This is a genomic window from Microbacterium sp. H37-C3 (assembly GCF_027157935.1).
In the GTDB taxonomy this organism is placed as follows: Bacteria; Actinomycetota; Actinomycetes; order Actinomycetales; family Microbacteriaceae; genus Microbacterium; species Microbacterium plantarum.
On the sequence record NZ_JAPVLR010000003.1, the window covers coordinates 75,034 to 91,616 of the forward strand.

Here is a 16,583-nt window from a genome sequence, read left to right on the forward strand (position 1 = left end):
CATGACCGCGACTCTCACTCCCCCGAGCACGTCGGCGCGCAGCGCTTCGACGAGCCTCACCACGGGGCACCTGCCCAAGTGGGGGCCTTGGGCGATCCTCGGCGCCTCGCTCATGGTCGTCGGCATCTTCTTCGGCGTCATCGCCGCGGCATCCGGCGATGCGCTCAACGTCCCCGGATGGCTGATCCTGTCGGCCGTGGCATACCTCGTGCTCATCACGGCGGTCTCGGCCGCCGTGGAGGGCCGCCGCAAGTCGGTCGACCGCCTGGTGACCGGGGTCGTCACCGTCGCGTTCCTCATCGCGATGGTGCCGCTCGTCTCGGTGGCCTTCACCGTCATCACGCTCGGCGCTCCCAGCTGGAGCGGCGAGTTCTTCAGCTCGTCGATGCGCAACGTCGTCGGTGAAGGCGGCGGCGCGCTGCACGCCATCATGGGCACGGTCCTGATCACTCTCGCCGCAGCCGTGATTTCGATCCCGATCGGCATCTTCACCGCGATCTACCTCATCGAGTACGGCCAGGGGAAGCGTCTGGCTCAGGGCATCACGTTCCTCGTCGACGTCATGACGGGTATCCCGTCGATCGTCGCGGGCCTCTTCGCCTACGCCCTGTTCGCACTCTTCCTCGGCCCCGGTATCCGCCTCGGCATCATGGGGTCGGTCGCGCTCGCGGTGCTGATGATCCCGGTCGTCGTCCGCTCGACCGAGGAGATGCTGCGTCTCGTCCCCAACGAGCTGCGCGAGGCGTCGTACGCGCTCGGTGTGCCCAAGTGGCTCACGATCGCGAAGGTCGTGCTCCCCACCGCCATCGCCGGTATCACAACCGGTGTGATGCTCTCGATCTCGCGCGTCATCGGCGAGACCGCCCCGCTGCTGATCACCGCCGGCTTCACGGCATCCATGAACTACGACCTCTTCAACGGTCGTATGCAGACCCTGCCGGTCTTCACCTACACCCAGTACATGAACCAGGGCATCCCCGCCGAGGCCTTCGTCGGCCGCGCCTGGGCTTCGGCTCTGACCCTCATCGTCATCGTGATGCTGTTGAACCTCGTGGCGCGCCTGATCGCCAAGTTCTTCGCACCCAAGACCGGCCGCTGACCCGAAAGAAGAAACCTCCGTGTCCAAGAGCATCGAAGTCAACGACCTCAACGTCTACTACGGCGACTTCCTCGCCGTCGAGGGCGTCTCCCTCGACATCGAACCCCGCAGCGTCACCGCCTTCATCGGCCCGTCGGGCTGCGGCAAGTCGACCTTCCTGCGCACCCTGAACCGCATGCACGAGGTCATTCCCGGCGCTCGCGTCGAGGGAAGCGTTCTGCTCGATGGCGACAACCTGTATGGCCCCGGGGTCGACCCGGTGCTCGTGCGCCGTCAGGTCGGCATGGTGTTCCAGCGGCCGAACCCGTTCCCGACCATGTCGATCCGCGAGAACGTGCTGGCCGGCGTCAAGCTCAACAACCGTCGCATCTCGAAGTCGGACGCCGACGCGCTCGTCGAGAAGTCGCTGCGCGGCGCAAACCTCTGGAACGAGGTCAAGGACCGCCTCGACAAGCCGGGCTCCGGCCTCTCGGGCGGACAGCAGCAGCGTCTGTGCATCGCTCGCGCGATCGCGGTCTCGCCCGACGTGCTGCTGATGGACGAGCCCTGCTCGGCGCTCGACCCGATCTCGACGTTCGCGATCGAGGAGCTCATCCAGGAGCTCAAGAGCGACTACACCGTCGTCATCGTCACGCACAACATGCAGCAGGCGTCGCGCGTCAGCGACAAGACCGCGTTCTTCAACATCGCCGGAACCGGCAAGCCCGGCAAGCTGATCGAGTACGACGACACGACGTCGATCTTCACCACCCCGTCCGTGCAGGCCACCGAGGATTACGTCTCCGGCCGCTTCGGGTGAGTCGAGCCCCCGGCTCGTCGTGGGCCGGGTCCGGCAAGGGCCGGGATGCAAGGGATCGTGCGCAGCGCGCCGGTGCGAGGACTCCTCGCCCGGCGCGTCGCCGTTTCCGCCTTGCATCCCGGTGCGGCGGGCTGCGTCGGGCGTTCGGGCGGCCGTCGTGCCCGGATGCAAGGGATCCGTGCCGACACCCCGGTGAGGATGCCGTTCGGGCGGGGTGTCGGGGCGAATCCCTTGCATCGCGGAACGGGGCCGGCGGGTGGGCCGGTTCCTGCACGCGGCACCGAGCACCCGAGCAGTGCACAGAACGAGCCATGTGGCCCGCGGACGGGCTCGGGGCCGGCGACGGTGAGGAGATGTGCGAGTCGCGATCGGTCTTCACGACCCGGGAGCTCCGGGCCGACGGGCTGACGCGTCGCGAGATCGCCGCGGCGGTCGACTCCGGCCGGCTCAGCCGCATCCGGATCGGCATGTACGCTTCCCCCGGCGCGTGCGCCTCGGCCCGAGCCATTGCAGCGCACGGCGGCTCGATGGCATGCGTGACGGCCGCGAGGCATCACGGCCTCTGGACCCTCGATGACGACGACGAACCGCACGTATGGCTGAAGACCGGCCAGCGAGCCCACCACGACGGGTCCTGCGGGTGCATCGAGCACTGGGACCGAGATGCGCGTGACGCGGCATCCGGTCCTCTTCCCCTCCGGCGGGTGCTGCGCCAGATCCTCGGATGCCGCGGTCCTGAGCACTTCTTCGTCACGCTCGAATCCGCGCTGCGACAGCGCAGCCTCACTCGGGACGATCTGCGGTGGCTCCGCCGGCACTCCGATGCCCGCGGCCGGGAGGCGCTGCGCCTCGCTCGAACGGATGCTGACAGCGGACTCGAGTCGCTCCTGCGGTGGCGTCTACGGAAGCACGGCCTCCGGGTGAGGACGCAGGTCTCCGTCTTCGGAGTCGGCGTCGTCGACGCGCTGATCGGCGACCGGCTCATCGTCGAGCTCGACGGCAGGGCCAATCATCACGGCGAGGCGAAGCGCCACAAGGACCTCACTCGCGACGCGAACGCGGCCTCGTGGGGTTACGTGACACTGCGCTTCGACTACGCGCTCGTCGTCCACGACTGGGAGCTCGTCGAGTCCGCCGTCCTCGGCGCCCTGCGATCGCACCCGAGCCTGGCGCTCGCGGCACCCGCCTGACGCCCACTCCACACCTTCGGCCTCGACCGCCGAGATCCGGGGTCAGTCGCGCGGCAAGAGCAGGTATGCGTTGAGGGAGGCCGTGAACTCGGCGTCCATATCGAGAGCGGCGCCGTCGAGCTCGATGATGGGTGCCGCGAGCCGGACGCTCGACACCAGCCACGCGGCATCCGCTCGTCGCAGCTCGTCGACCGGAATCGTCTCGTACGCCGTCTCGAAGCCGCGCTCCGCGAGGTGCTCGAACAGGCTCAGCTGCGTCGTGCCGTGCAGGATCCCGCCGTTGGGCGCCGGGGTGACGAATGCGTCGCCGCGCCGCAGGATGAGCGATGCCGTCGGCGCCTCGAGCACGAACCCGTCGGAGCTGAGGAAGATCGCATCGTCGGCTCCCCGCCGGTGCGCCTCGCGCAGGGCGGCCATGTTCACGGCATACGACAGGGTCTTCGCACCCAGGAGCAGCCACGGAGCCTGCGCGGGCGCATCGATGGCGTAGCCGCGGTCGAGCGTCACGACGCGGATCCCGCTCGCGCGCGGCTCGCTGAAGTCCGCCGCGGCCGCTGCCGTCGCCCACGCCGTCGGGGTCGGTCCGTGCTCGATGCCGCGGCTGAGGATCAGCTTCACGACTCCCTCGCCCGAACCGCACTCGGATGCCGCGACGGTCACGGCCTCCCGCCACTGGCCGATGTTCGGCACCGGCAGGTCGCAGAGCTCGGCGGAGTGCGCCAGGCGCTCGAGGTGCGCCTCGACCTCCTGGGGGTGGCCGTCGACCACGCCGATCGACTCGAAGATGCCGTCGCCGCGCTGGGTGCTGAGCTCCCCCACCGTCAGCGCCGGGGCCGCGGGATCGACCGCGGTGAAGGTCGACGCGAAGTCCGACCGGGTGTCATCCGCCGCGAGCGGGTCGATCATCAGCGCGAAACGCAGTGCCATGCGCCGAGCCTACGACGCGCCCGGTGCCGGGATGCACGACATCCTGAGCGACACCCCGGTACGGATGCCGCTCCCCCGGCGCGTCGCCCACGATCCCTTGCATCGCGGCCCGCCCGCCGCCGCCCGCGAGTCCCCGCCAGTACCGGCCGACCACCGGTTTTGTCTACCCCGGGAATGCCCACGTCCGAGGCTCCGTTAGACTGTATGTGCCGGGCCGCAGTAACCCCGGGCTCCATCTTCAGCCGCTGCGAGCGGCCACGCGCCGAGAGGCGTTCTGCGGCCCGGCACTTCTCTTTTCCGGGGTCTTTGCCGGCTTTCTCTCCGGACGCCGGCGCTACCTCAGGTGAGAGCCTCGCGGCGCCACAGCCCCGCGCACGAGCCCAGGTCGTCGGCGTACGTGCTCAGGCGCAGGGCGCGTGCGGTCAGCGCCGACGAACGGTCGGGTTCACTGACGTCGTGGTCGTCGGCCACCGAGGTCGCTCCGGCGGATTGCACGCGGCAGAACGACGCGGCCCGTTCGAGCGCGACGGCGAAGTCGCCGCGGAAGACGCCGCGCATGATCACGTCGATGAGGGCCACGAGCTCTTCCGGCCCCGCCGGTGTGGGAGCCCCCGCGATCACTTCGTCGGCAGAACGCAGCACGACCCGTCCACGTTCATAGAGCAGCGCGGCGGTGCGCGGGTCGCGGTGGATCATCAGCTGCAGCAGGTAAAGCCGCCAGAGCGCGCCCGGCAGCGACTTCGCGGGCGATCGCGACCACAGCTCGGCGACGGTGTCGATGCCGTGCTCGGCGGTGAATCCGACGAGGCGGTCGACCACGGCGTCGCTCGGGTCTTCGCGCACCCGCGACAACAGGGCACCCGCCGTCGCGTGGGCGACGCGAGACACCTCCGCCGGATCTTCACCCGCGAAGTGCCGATCGAACTCGTCGGCGGGTCGCCGAACGGGCTTGTGGTAGTCCCGGGATCCGTCCGTCATCATTCCAGGCTAAGCGAGAGCGGCGGCCCTCCGGCCCTCGCGGGCACAAGCTGGAAACGACGAAACGGCCGGCCCACTCGGGGCCGGCCGTTCCGCTGCCGGATAACGGGGTCGGGCAGTCAGGCGCTCGTCGGGATCGCGACGATGGGGTCGGTGGTGGGCAGGCCACTGGGCGACCCGCCGCTCTGCTCGATGGTGAGGGCGATGACGTCCTCAGGCTGCATGTCACCCTCGAGAAGCATGGCGGCCGAACCGTCGCTCGATTCGAACGCGCCCGCCGGGATCGGCGCGCTGCCGCGCACGAACCATGCCTCGTACGACTGGTCGTCGGCGATCTCGGGCAGACCTTCGGCGACGAGCACGACGCCGTCGACGCTGGGCGACCAGTGAACAGTGGCTTCGCCGCCGTCCACCAGCTGTGCGGTGCTCGACTGGGCGTCGCCGGAGCGCTCGATCTGCGCGAGCACGCTCTCGGCGGACGGCGCGCGCATGCCCTGCGTCAGGGTGCCGACACCCCAGCCGATGCCGACGAGCAGCGCGATCGAGGCGGTCAGTGCGAAGAGGCTGCGCGTCCAATTGCGACGCTGCACCAGCTGCACTTCCTCGGTCACGGGAGAGCCGACGGGGTAGCCGGATGCCGCGGCCCGCGGGTCGTCGTCCTGGAGCTCGTCCGCCGGGTCGGCGATGTCGTCTTCGTGACGCGGCGCTTCGACGGGTGCGGACGTCTCGGCCTGCGGCTCGACCACGTCGGACGCACCGATCTGCGCGAGCAGGCTCGCTTTCAGGCCGGGCGGGGGCGTCACGTCGGCGACGCCCTCCGACAGCAGAGCCGCGGCTGCGGCATCCGCCTCGACCAGGGGCATCCACTCGGGGTGCGCGTCGAGGGCCTCGCGGTAGGCGAGCTCGTCCTCAGGCGACAGCGCTCCGAGCGCGTACCCTGCCGAGAGCTCGGCGAATGTCTGTTCGTTCACGATGTCACCCCCATTGCACTACGGAGCTTGGTCAATCCGTCACGCATCCGTGTCTTGATCGTTCCGAGCGGCGCTCCCACCAGCGCTGCGATCTCGCTTTGACTGTAACCCCCGTAGTAGGCGAGGGTGATGGCCTCTCGTTGCGCCTCGGGTAGAGAGCTGAGAGCCCGAGCGACGCGCCGTCCTTCGATGCGCAGCTCCACCTGTTCGGCGACACCTTCGGGCTGTGTCGCCATCTCTCGGTAGCCCGCACGCACATCGCGATCGCTGCTCGCCTGCGACGACCGGACTCGGTCTACCGCTCGGCGGTGGGCGATCGTGAGAACCCACGATCTTCCTTGCCCCTTCTTCGGAGCGAACGTCGAAGCGGATTGCCATACCTCGAGGAAGACCTCCTGGAGCACTTCCTCGCTCTGCGCGCGGTCGACCAGCACGCGCAGGATGAGTCCGAAGACCCGTCCGGACAGGATGTCGTACAGGCGGGCGAAAGCACTGTGGTCACCGTCGGCGCAACGCTGGATCAGCTCCGCGACGTGATCCGTCGACGGCCCGTCGTCGGGCACGTCCATTCCATCTATGACCATCGCTACCAGCATGCCGCATCCTCCGACCTGTTCCCGGATGCAGCGCCGACCTGTTATCGGTTCTCTACCTGCCGCGCTCGCGGCCACGGCCGTCACGGCATCGGTGTCGCCCTTCTTCGTATGAGAGGGGTGCTTCGGATGCCTGAAAACTCGGTTTCGAACTTTCTTGAACTTTTTCCGATCCGATCGGGAGGGGCCTCCGAAGAACCCTCGACGCCGGGGACGGACCCACGGCGGAGAACACACGGAGGCAATCATGCTCAGCACCAAGAAGAAGTTCACTGCTGCCCTGGCCCTCGGCTTCGCCGGAGCCCTCGCTCTGTCGGCCTGCTCGTCGGGATCGGGTGACACCATGACCGAGGAGACCGAGGCCCCCTCGTCGTCCGCCGCTCCCATGGAGACGGCTTCGCCCGACGCTTCGATGGACCCGGCCGCCAACCTCGTCGGCCCCGGCTGTGCCGACTACGCCGCAGCCGTTCCGGACGGATCCGGCTCGGTCGCCGGCATGGCTCAGGACCCGGTGGCGACCGCAGCCTCGAACAACCCGCTGCTCACCACCCTCGTCGCCGCCGTCAGCGGACAGCTCAACCCTGACGTCAACCTCGTCGACACGCTGAACGGTGACGAGTTCACCGTTTTCGCTCCCGTCGACGACGCTTTCGCGAAGATCGACCCCGCCACCATCGAGTCGCTGAAGACCGACTCGGCGACCCTCACGTCGATCCTCACCTACCACGTCGTGCCCGGCCAGATCGCGCCCGACGAGATCGACGGCACCCACACCACCGTCAACGGTGCCGACCTGACCGTCACCGGCTCGGGCGACAACATCATGGTCAACGACAGCGCCGCGGTCATCTGCGGTGGCGTCACGACGGCCAACGCCACGGTCTACCTCATCGACACGGTGCTGATGCCCCCGATGTGACCCGAACAGCCGCGGTGAGGGGTTCCCGCGGCACGGCCTCGGTATCTCCGTGGCCGAGGCGAAGCCGCCGGTGCGAGCACACCGGCGGCTTTGTCGTGCCCGGACGGATGTCGGCGGGTCGGGTGTCGGTCGGTTCGGGGCCTCCCCCCGCGGCTACTAAGCTGGGAACCTCAGGGCCTCTAGCTCAGTCGGTAGAGCATCGGACTTTTAATCCGCGGGTCGTGGGTTCGAGCCCCACGGGGCCCACTCCTCGAAGGATGGCACGGCACGCAGAACGCGGTCAGCGCAGCACTCGAGCTGTGCTTGCGCGGACCACGAATTCCACCGACGGAAGCTGGACGGCCTCCGGTTCTTTGCCTTCGACCAGCGCGACCAGGGCATGCGCACATGCTCTGCCCCAGGCGATCACATCCTGACGCACCGTTGTCAGCGGCGGCACGATGTACGGCGCGAGCGGGATGTCGTCGAACCCGACGATCGACAAGTCACCGGGCACAGTCAGCCCGCGGTCGATGGCGGCCGACATCCCGGCGATGGCCATCAGATCGTTGGCGTAGACGATCGCCGTCGGAGGATCCGACAGGTCAAGTAGCTCGTGGGTCGCCGAGGCCCCCGCCGCACCGGTGAAATCGGCGCTGACAGCGGGCCCGGGCGGCAGCCCCAGGTGCGCCATCTCTTGCTCCCAGGCCTGCCGACGGACGTGGGAGTGGATGTAGCGGTCCGGGCCGCCGACATGCGCGATCCGTCGGTGCCCGAGGGCGCTCAGGTGGCGCACGGCGCGCCGGACGCCAGCGGCGTCGTCCAAGCCGATGGGCGCTATGTCGCCACTCCCGGGACCAGCCGGCCCGACCATGACGAAGGGCATGCCGAGGCGCGTCAACTCATCGGGCCGGGCGTCGTCCATACGCAGGTCGCCGAGGAAGACGCCATCCACCCGCGACTCGCGCGCGAAGCTGACATACGCTGCGTGCTCGGCATCTTCGCTCTCGACCACCTGGAGCATGAGCGCATAGCCGATGCCCGACAGGCCGCTCTCGACGCCAGCGATGAACTGCGGAAAGAAGGGGTCGGTGCTGAACAACTCGGGCTCGCGGCGCACGACATAGCCCAGAGCCTGCGCACGGCTGCGAGAGAGGGCACGCGCGCGCGAATCAGGACGCCAGTCGAGATCGGCCGCGGCCTGCAGGATGCGCTGACGAGCGGTGTCGCCCACACCGCCGCGTCCATTGAAGACGAACGACACGGCGCTCTTCGATACGCCCGCGCGCGCGGCGACGTCGCCGATGGTCACCTTGCGCTCCCGATGCTCGCCGCGGGACGGGCGGGGCCGGTCCTCGGGGCTCTCCGAAGCAGCCGGGCCTGGCGGGGGCGTGGTCATCGCCCCATCATAGCGCGCGTTTTAGCGCTCTTTTAGTGCGGATCGCCCGCGTTGATCCGCGTTCTGGCGCGGTGACGACGCGTTCGCGCCCGAGAGTTGACCTACGGGAGACAAACCGGTTTACTACCATCGTCGGGATGCCTGCCGTCCACCCACGACCGACGGCGCACGCGACTCGAGAATGAGGAGTGCCGCGATGACGCGCGTAGCAGACAGGGTCTCCGATCCGACCGGCGTCGTCTCGCCCCAGACGACCGCAACACCGCGACGAAAGCGACGAGTGCATCGCTGGCTGGGCGAGAATCCGATCGGCCTGCTCTTGAGCAGCCCCTATGTCGCCTTCGTCGTCGTCGTCTTCCTCGTGCCGTTCTGCTTCGGCATCTGGATGTCGTTCCACGAGTTCTTCTTCACCGCCCCCGGCGTCGCGGTACCGCATCCGTTCGTCGGATTCGACAACTTCGCCACGGTGCTCGCCGACAGCCAGGTGCGGCAGGCGTTCCTGAACCTGCTGATCTTCCTCGTCATCAACGTGCCGCTGACGGTCGTGCTCGGCCTGCTGCTCTCGAGCGGACTCAACGCCGTCGTGCACTGGAAGGGCTTCTTCCGCGTCGCCTACTACATCCCCTACGTCACCGCGTCGGTCGCGACGATCGCGGTGTGGATCTTCTTGTTCAACGGCAACGGCGTCGTGAACGCGCTGCTCGGTAGCCTCTCCCCCGACCCGACGTGGCTCGCGAATCCGACGATCATCATGCCGCTGATCGCGGTGTACGTGACGTGGAAGAACCTCGGCTTCTACATCCTGCTCTATCTGGCCGCACTGCAGAACGTGCCCGAAGAGCAGTACGAGGCCGCGCAGCTCGATGGTGCCGGGCGCTGGCAGCGCTTCCGCTCGGTCACCCTGCCGGGAGTGGCTCCGGTGACGTCACTGGTCATTCTGCTGTCCATCATCACGACCGGCCAGATCTTCACCGAGCCATATCTGCTCACCGGCGGTGGGCCGAACGGCGCCTCGCTGACACCGGCTCTGCTCATGTACCAGAAGGGGATCCAGCAGGGGCAGCCCGACATCGCCGCCGCGATCGGCATGATCCTCGTCGTGGCCGTGATGCTCGTATCGCTCGTGTCGCGCCGCCTGACGGAGAGGAAGAACTGATGACCACCGAAACCCCCCTCCCCGTCGACGCACGTACAACACGCGCCCGTAGGCCCGGCGGGTCGCGTATCCTCGCCGCGCTCCGCTTCGGCGCGCTCGGCGTCGGCGCCCTCGCCGCGCTCGTGCCCTTCTACTACATGGTCATCGGGGCGCTGCAGCGCGAACGCGACACCAGCCTGTTCGGCCTCCTCCCACTTCCGGGCAACCTGACGCTCGACAACTTCACCGAGGTCAACGAGTCGATCAATCTGCTGCGCTCGCTCGGCAACTCGCTGATCATGACGGCCGGTGTCGTCGGCTGCACGCTCGTGTTCGGCCTGCTCGTCGGCTACGCGCTGTCGATCCTCCAGTTCCGCGGTCAGGGCCTCGTGTTCGCCCTCGTGCTGCTGGTACAGGCGATCCCCTTCCAGCTGCTGATGATCCCCCTCTACGTCATGGTCGTGCGCTACTTCAACCTCGCCGACAACTACATCGGCATGATCTTGCCGTTTGCAATCAACTCGGTCGCGGTTCTGATCTTCCGCCAGTACTTCCTGCAGATCCCGAAAGAGATCTTCGACGCCGCTCGCATCGATGGGGCGAGCGAGATGCGCATCCTGCGGTCGATCGCGGTGCCCCTCGTGCGCCCCGCAGTACTGACCGCCATGCTCGTGACCTTCATCGGGCCGTGGAACGAGTTCCTCTGGCCTTTCCTAGTCACCAAGAACGCCGACCTGCAGACCCTCGCCGTGAGCCTGGCCAACTTCTCGCAGTCCAACGGCACCTTCCTCGCCAACCCGATGGGTGCCGTACTCGCCGGAGCCTGCGTACTGGCCGTGCCGGTCGTCGTGCTGTTCCTGCTCTTCCAGCGCCATTTCACCTCAGCGAACCTCGGGTCCGCCGTCAAGGGCTGACGCAGCCCGTCCCTCCGAATGAAAGACACACGATGACCACTCATTCCCCCGTGGGCTCGATGACCGACGTGCCGTACGCGCTGCGCCGGATCGGCACGATCATGACCTCCGACGCGAACGATCCTTTCGAAGTCGAAGGCGTGCTCAACCCCGGCACCGCCTGGGGCCCCGATGGAGAGCTGTACCTCTACCCACGCATCGTCGCCGAGGGCAACGTGTCTCGCATCGCACGCGCACGCGTCGTCGTCGACGACGGCCAGCCGGTCGCGGTCGAGCGTCTCGGCGTCGTGCTCGCGCCCGACGAGGGATGGGAGTACGGCGCGAGCAACGCCGGCGTCGAAGACCCGCGCATTACCTTCGTGGAGCCCCTCGGTCTGCACGTGATGACCTACGTCGCCTATGGCCCACTCGGTCCGAAGTCGGCCATGGCCGTGTCGACCGACACCGTCACGTGGCGTCGACTCGGGCCCGTGCGGTTCGCGTACCAGCCCGAACTCGACTCAGACCTGAACCTGTTTCCCAATAAAGACATCGTGTTCTTCCCGGACGCCGTTCCGGGCCCCGATGGTCGCCCGAGCCTCGCGGTGCTGCACCGCCCCATGTGGGACCTCGATTGGTTGCGCGACGGCGAGGGGGCGCGCCCTCCGGCGGGGATCGACGACGACCGCCCCTCGATCTGGATCGGCTACATCGACCTCGAGGCTGCGACACGCGACCTGTCGACGCTCACCCACATCGAGAAGTCCGAGATGATCGTCGCGCCGGAGGCCTGGTACGAGAGCGCCAAGATCGGCGCCGGCCCCTCCCCGCTCCGCGTTCCCGAAGGCTGGCTGCTGCTGCACCACGGCGTCTCGGGCGCGCAGCCGAAGGGGTTCGAGCTCGCACATGGCTCGAAGTACGCCGCGGGCGCCATCATCCTCGACGCGGCGGACCCACGCCGGATCATCGCGCGCTCGTCCGAGCCGCTGCTCGCGCCCGAGGTCGCAGAAGAGGTGTCGGGCACGCTCGGCAACGTCGTCTTCCCGACGGCCATCGAGACCATCGGCGGGCGCGACTTCGTGTTCTACGGCATGGCCGACTCGTCGATCGGCGTCGCAGAGCTGCGGCGCACGACCGACTGATCCGCACCGCGAACCGAGCCGCGCACAACGGAACCCCCTTCCACCGGGAGGGGGTTCCGTCGTGTGTGCACTCCGGCACTCGCGGGTCGGACAGACGAGTGCGGCCGGTACCCCGCAGGGCTCCGGCCGCACTGTCGCTCCGGTTTCAGGCGCGGTTTCGACGAGCGCCGCGCACCGCGGCGGCTCCCGCTACCAGCAGCGCCCCGGCGATGCCGATCGCCCACATGACGCCCGCGATCTGCCCGCCCGTAGCCGACAGCTCACCGTCGCGGTCGGGGTCCCCGGCGGACGGAGGGCCGGCGGGGTCGCCACCCGAACCGCCGCCTGCGCCGCCGTCCGAGCCACCGCCCGTGCCGTCATCCGAGGGCGCAGCGGCGACCGTGACCACCAGCGACGCGACATCCGTCTCGCCCTGCATCGCGACGAGCGTGTGCTCCCCCGGTGCGACATCGGCAGGCACCGTCGCCCTCAGCTCGAACGCCCCTTCGGCATCCGCGATGACTGCGCCCAGGTCGACAGGCGTCGAACGCAACTGCACCACGTACTCGGCGCCGCTTTCGAACCCGGTGCCGACGACGCTGATCGGCGATCCGGCCCGCACCTCGCCCGACACCGACAGCGTCGGCGTCGCGGGTGCTTCATCGACGAGGAGCCCATCGATCGCCGCGCGGAGCGCCGCGGCTCGAGCATCCGCCGTCTCCTGCGAGACGCCCGCGGGCGCCCGAAGCAGCTCCTTCGCGGCCTCGAGGGCCGGAAGCAGCGGTTGCCAGCTTTCGGCGGTGTACCGCGTGCTGTCGAGTGCGTTCGCCTGCTCGACCAGCCTCTGCAACTCCGCGGTCGAGATGGCGATGCTTACGCTCGACCACACCGGCTCGTCGCCGTTGGCGTGCAGCAGCAGCACCGACGTCGACCCCGACCGGCCCGTTGTCAGGTCGAACTCGATCCGACCGTCGGCTGCCACGCGGGCGTCACCGTCGACTGTCGCGACCGCAGCGTCGAGCGGGTACGCCGAGAACGTGTCATCGCCGTCGAGCGGGGTGATGGATGCCGCGACCACCGCGGTGCTGTCCGCTTCGGCGGTCACCGACTCGGTCAGCGACGCGAAGTTGTACCCGCCGTACAGCTCGAGCTCGAAGATCGACATGCCGTAACGAGTGACGGGCAGCCCCTCGACACGCACGTAGCGCACTTCGGTGTCGACGAAATCGACGACATTGCGCAGCTCGGTCGATGTCTTCCGCACCCGCGCGAGCTCGCTCCACGTCGTGCCGTCGATCGACCCCTGCACACGGTAGTCGTTCGACGTCGCCGCCTCCCACGTGATGACCGCCTGGTTGACCGTGCGCTCAGCGCCCAGGTCGACCTGCAGCCAGCGCGGAGTCGTATACGGCGCGTTCTGTCGCAGCGACGCCCACCGCGTCGTCGTATTGCCGTCGGTGGCGTACTGAGCGGCGAGCGCATCGCTGAACTGCGAGTCGGCTGTTGTGTCCTTGCCGAGGGCGAGATTCTCGCGGCCTGCGGGCGCTGCGTTCGCCGAGACGATGAGGTCATCGGGGAACACCTCGAACTCCCACAGCGAAACGCCGTATTGCGAGGCACTGCGCGCCGACGCCTGCATCCGGACGTACCGGGCGTCTGCGTCGATCGCGAGCACGTCGACGCCCCCGTCGCTGCCGGATTCCGGGGTGGTGTAGACATCACGCCACAGCGCGGCGTCATCGGAGACCTGGATGCGGTAGCGGGTCGCGTACGACGCCTCCCACCAGAGCCGCACCGCTCCGATCGGCTGCACCGACCCCAGGTCGACCTGCGTCCATGCGGTGTCCGACAGGTTCGAGCTCCACCGGGTGGCCATGTTGCCGTCGGTGATGCTCCCGATCGCGCTGCCTCCCGACGCGGTCGCCGACCGGCCGAGGGCGATGTTGCGCGTCGAGCTGACCTCGAACTCTGCGACGCCGTACGACCCGTCGCCGACGCTTTCGAGCATCAGCAGGCGCACGTAGGTGGCCGCCTGCGGCGCGAAATCGACCGCATCTGTACCACCGTCGCCGTCCTGCACGACCCGCTGATCGACCCAGGTGCGGCCGTCGAGAGATGTCTGCAGCAGGTAGCGCTCGGCCGCGGCATCCTCCCACTCGATCGTGACCCCTGTGACGAATGACCCGACGCCGACATCGGCGGTGAGCCACTGCACACCGGCCTCGCTCGATCGCCACGCGGTGCCGGCGTCGCCGTCGCCCGCGAACGCGGCGTCGGACCCGGCCGCCGTGCTGCTGGCGGTGAATGGCGACGCAGCGCCGCCCTCGGAATCGGTCAGCGGCGCGGTCACCGTCTGCCCCAGATAGGCGCCCGAACCGAGCGCAAACGTGCCGCGCTGGCTCGTCTCTGCGCCGATGAGGTCCACCCGCACCAGAAGCGCCGGCTTGTCAGGGTTGGCGAGGCTGACGACCGGAGAGTCGCCCGACTCGTCGAGGATGACGATGGCCGGCTGGTCGACGCGCAGCACGCGTCCGTCGCCGAGATCGAGGTCACCGGCTTCGTAGAACGTGGCCATCGTGCGCTCGAGCCCTGCGTGGCGCACCGCCTGCACCGACGCGTCATTGCGCAGCGTCTCGACTGCCGGGGCGGCGGCATACGCGGCGACCTCGCCGGGGCCGGCCGCCGGCAGGACCGTGTACTCGTAGCTCGCATCCGTCGGCCGCACGCCGTGATCGAAGTAGAGCGTGAATGCGTCTCGCTCGACGACGTCTTCCTCCACCCAGCTGCCGCTCTGCAGCTGGCGCGAGACACGCAGCGAGCCGTCGTCCGGCACGACGTAGCCGACCTGGTCGTTGTAGGCCCAGCGGGCGCCGTCGAGCGGCTGGTCCGACGTGCCGGCCTCGATCGTCTCGCCGCCCACCGAGGCGTTCGACTTCGCGGACGCCTGGTTCACGACCGTGTGCACGGCGCCGTCCGACGTCGACCGGATGCCGGTGCCCAGGGCAACCATCTCGTCGTCGAAGTAGTAGTAGCTCTTGCTCGCCTTCGACGACGAACGGTCGAGCGTGTACACGCTCGCACCGTACGTGCCGTCGGAGACACCGCCGGTGAAGCTGCCGCCGTTGCCGACGCGCCCGTTCGTGCCGCGCGTCTGTTCCTTGACGTAGGGCGCGGTCACTCCCGGGTAATGGAACCAGTCGAAGGCGGGCCCGAGCTCGAGGTACTCATGACCGGTCACCTGGATCGCGGTTGCGCCGGCGGAGTTCCAGTACACCTCGTTACCGACTGCGGGACGGAACGTCGACCGGTACTCGGCTCCGACGGTGCGGCTGGAGTTCAGGCGGGTGAAGATGCCGTAGTCATCGCGCAGCTGCGAGGAGAACTCCGAGCGCCAGAAGTACTTGTTTCCGGTTACTCCGTTCCCGACCGCCTGCCCGCGGATATTGGCCGCGAGATCGCGGTACGCGGTGGCGTACAGGGCGTCGGTGCGCACCATCTGATCGAGCGGCTCGAGGAACTCGGCGGCGTAGCCGGTGACGCCGTCGACCGTCTTGGGCGGACGGTAGCCGAGATACAGCATCCCGACCTCGCCGCGGATCATCCATCGAGTGCCGTTGATGATGTAGAACGCGATCGTGTCGAGCTGCTCCCGGGTGAAGCCGAGGCTCGTCCCGCGTGCAGCATCCGCCCAGATCGCGACGTTGGTGAAGAGGGCCATGCCGTAGCCCTCGCTGTACAGCTGGGCCTCGTGGGCCCAGAAGCTCGCATCGGGCTGCACCGCTTCGTTGACGTCACCGGACTCGTCGACTTCGACCGTCTCGACCATCGTGGCGAAACCGGCGGTGATGTCCTCGAAGTTGCGGGTCGACACCGCCTCGAAGAGGTAGTTGGTCGTGCGCCACGCACCGTTCGCGCCGACGGGGTCGAGCTTGCCGGTGTTGTGCTCCTGCGCCGCGTCGAACGCCTCGCCCGACAGCTCATCACCCACGAAGACTGCTATGCGGCCCATCACCATCGACTCGCCGATCTCGGTCTCCCACCAGTTCTGGTTGCCGGGGTCGACCCGATCCCAGTGCACGAGGGCGCGATCGAGAGCTGCTATCAGTTCAGGGTCCTCGAACCCGGGGGCGTCGGGCGACCGGTAGGCCTGGGCCATCGCGAGCATGCGGTACAGGGCGATGTAGGCGGACCACGTCGAGCCGTTCGCAGAACTCGTGCGGTCGGCGTAGTTCACGTCCTCCCACGAGCCGTCCTCGTTCTGCGAGGCGGCGTACTCCTGGGCCTCCGACGCGCGCGCGAGGAAGATGCCGTTGGCGATGATGATGTCATCGCCCTGCCCCAGGTAGTAGTCCTGCAGGCGGCTGACGATCGTGTCGACGTCGTCGTCGAGGGTGGCAGCAGCCGCCGGCGGAGCGATGAGGGCGCCGGCGCCGAGCACCAGGGCGGTGATGGTCGCGGCGAGCGCGGTAAGGGATCTCAAGACGGCTCCTTCGGCCTGACGGGCGCAGTGGAGCGTCGGTACGCAGCACTGCGGAGATGGGGATGATGCAGGACGGCATGAACACCGTCGACGGAAGGGA

13 protein-coding genes and 1 tRNA gene are annotated in these 16,583 nt (G+C 68.5%); 8 read left to right on the plus strand and 6 right to left on the minus strand.

Annotated elements, in window-relative coordinates; translation table 11 throughout:
- The first annotated feature begins 1 nt into the window (after nt 1).
- The 3 genes from pstA (at nt 2) to O1W71_RS09435 (ending at nt 3,088) form a co-directional block, all read left to right on the plus strand.
- Nucleotides 2-1,099, plus strand: coding sequence for a phosphate ABC transporter permease PstA (gene pstA / locus O1W71_RS09425; RefSeq protein ID WP_269267612.1), 1,098 nt, complete (start codon nt 2-4; stop codon nt 1,097-1,099).
- A 19-nt stretch (nt 1,100-1,118) separates the two neighbouring features.
- Nucleotides 1,119-1,898, plus strand: a complete 780-nt coding sequence (gene pstB, locus O1W71_RS09430; protein ID WP_112617144.1) for a phosphate ABC transporter ATP-binding protein PstB — start codon at nt 1,119-1,121, stop codon at nt 1,896-1,898.
- Nucleotides 1,899-2,209: 311 nt separating this feature from the next.
- Nucleotides 2,210-3,088: a type IV toxin-antitoxin system AbiEi family antitoxin domain-containing protein gene (locus tag O1W71_RS09435; RefSeq protein ID WP_269267613.1), complete on the plus strand. Its 879-nt coding sequence runs from the start codon at nt 2,210-2,212 to the stop codon at nt 3,086-3,088.
- 42 nt (nt 3,089-3,130) lie between these two features.
- Here O1W71_RS09435 and O1W71_RS09440 read toward each other — a convergent pair whose 3' ends face one another.
- From O1W71_RS09440 to sigK, 4 genes are all read right to left on the minus strand, one after another.
- Nucleotides 3,131-4,015 (minus strand): aminodeoxychorismate lyase, encoded by an 885-nt coding sequence (locus tag O1W71_RS09440; protein ID WP_269267614.1) that lies wholly within the window; start codon nt 4,013-4,015, stop codon nt 3,131-3,133.
- 339 nt (nt 4,016-4,354) lie between these two features.
- Complete coding sequence (locus O1W71_RS09445) at nt 4,355-4,993, minus strand: hypothetical protein (protein ID WP_036306059.1); 639 nt, start codon at nt 4,991-4,993, stop codon at nt 4,355-4,357.
- A gap of 119 nt (nt 4,994-5,112) precedes the next feature.
- Nucleotides 5,113-5,964 carry an anti-sigma factor gene (locus O1W71_RS09450; protein ID WP_269267616.1) on the minus strand — a complete coding sequence of 284 codons (852 nt, stop codon included), beginning with the start codon at nt 5,962-5,964 and terminating at the stop codon, nt 5,113-5,115.
- Nucleotides 5,961-6,560, minus strand: coding sequence for an ECF RNA polymerase sigma factor SigK (sigK, locus tag O1W71_RS09455; RefSeq protein WP_269267617.1), 600 nt, complete (start codon nt 6,558-6,560; stop codon nt 5,961-5,963). Before sigK ends, O1W71_RS09450 begins: the two co-directional genes overlap by 4 nt.
- A 244-nt stretch (nt 6,561-6,804) precedes the next feature.
- On the opposite strand from sigK, the gene O1W71_RS09460 reads away from it, so the two are divergent.
- On the plus strand, nt 6,805-7,476 hold the full coding sequence (locus tag O1W71_RS09460; RefSeq protein WP_269267618.1) for a fasciclin domain-containing protein: 672 nt from the start codon (nt 6,805-6,807) through the stop codon (nt 7,474-7,476).
- A 173-nt stretch (nt 7,477-7,649) separates the two neighbouring features.
- Nucleotides 7,650-7,722, plus strand: a tRNA-Lys gene (locus O1W71_RS09465).
- Nucleotides 7,723-7,756: 34 nt separating this feature from the next.
- Here O1W71_RS09465 and O1W71_RS09470 read toward each other — a convergent pair.
- Complete coding sequence (locus tag O1W71_RS09470) at nt 7,757-8,854, minus strand: LacI family DNA-binding transcriptional regulator (protein ID WP_269267619.1); 1,098 nt, start codon at nt 8,852-8,854, stop codon at nt 7,757-7,759.
- 196 nt (nt 8,855-9,050) lie between these two features.
- Here O1W71_RS09470 and O1W71_RS09475 point away from each other — a divergent pair, with 196 nt between their 5' ends.
- The 3 genes from O1W71_RS09475 to O1W71_RS09485 are packed head-to-tail and all read left to right on the plus strand — an operon-like array spanning nt 9,051 to nt 12,024.
- Entirely contained in the window at nt 9,051-10,010 is a 960-nt protein-coding gene (locus O1W71_RS09475) for a carbohydrate ABC transporter permease (RefSeq protein ID WP_112617149.1), read from the plus strand.
- Nucleotides 10,010-10,903, plus strand: coding sequence for a carbohydrate ABC transporter permease (locus O1W71_RS09480; RefSeq protein WP_442924154.1), 894 nt, complete (start codon nt 10,010-10,012; stop codon nt 10,901-10,903). The genes O1W71_RS09475 and O1W71_RS09480 overlap by 1 nt, the downstream gene beginning before the upstream one ends.
- Nucleotides 10,904-10,935: 32 nt before the next feature.
- On the plus strand, nt 10,936-12,024 hold the full coding sequence (locus O1W71_RS09485) for a glycoside hydrolase family 130 protein (protein ID WP_269267620.1): 1,089 nt from the start codon (nt 10,936-10,938) through the stop codon (nt 12,022-12,024).
- Between the two features lie 145 nt (nt 12,025-12,169).
- On the opposite strand, the gene O1W71_RS09490 is transcribed toward O1W71_RS09485, so the two are convergent.
- Nucleotides 12,170-16,483 carry a galactose-binding domain-containing protein gene (locus O1W71_RS09490; protein WP_269267621.1) on the minus strand — a complete coding sequence of 1,438 codons (4,314 nt, stop codon included), beginning with the start codon at nt 16,481-16,483 and terminating at the stop codon, nt 12,170-12,172.
- Nucleotides 16,484-16,583 lie beyond the last annotated feature (100 nt).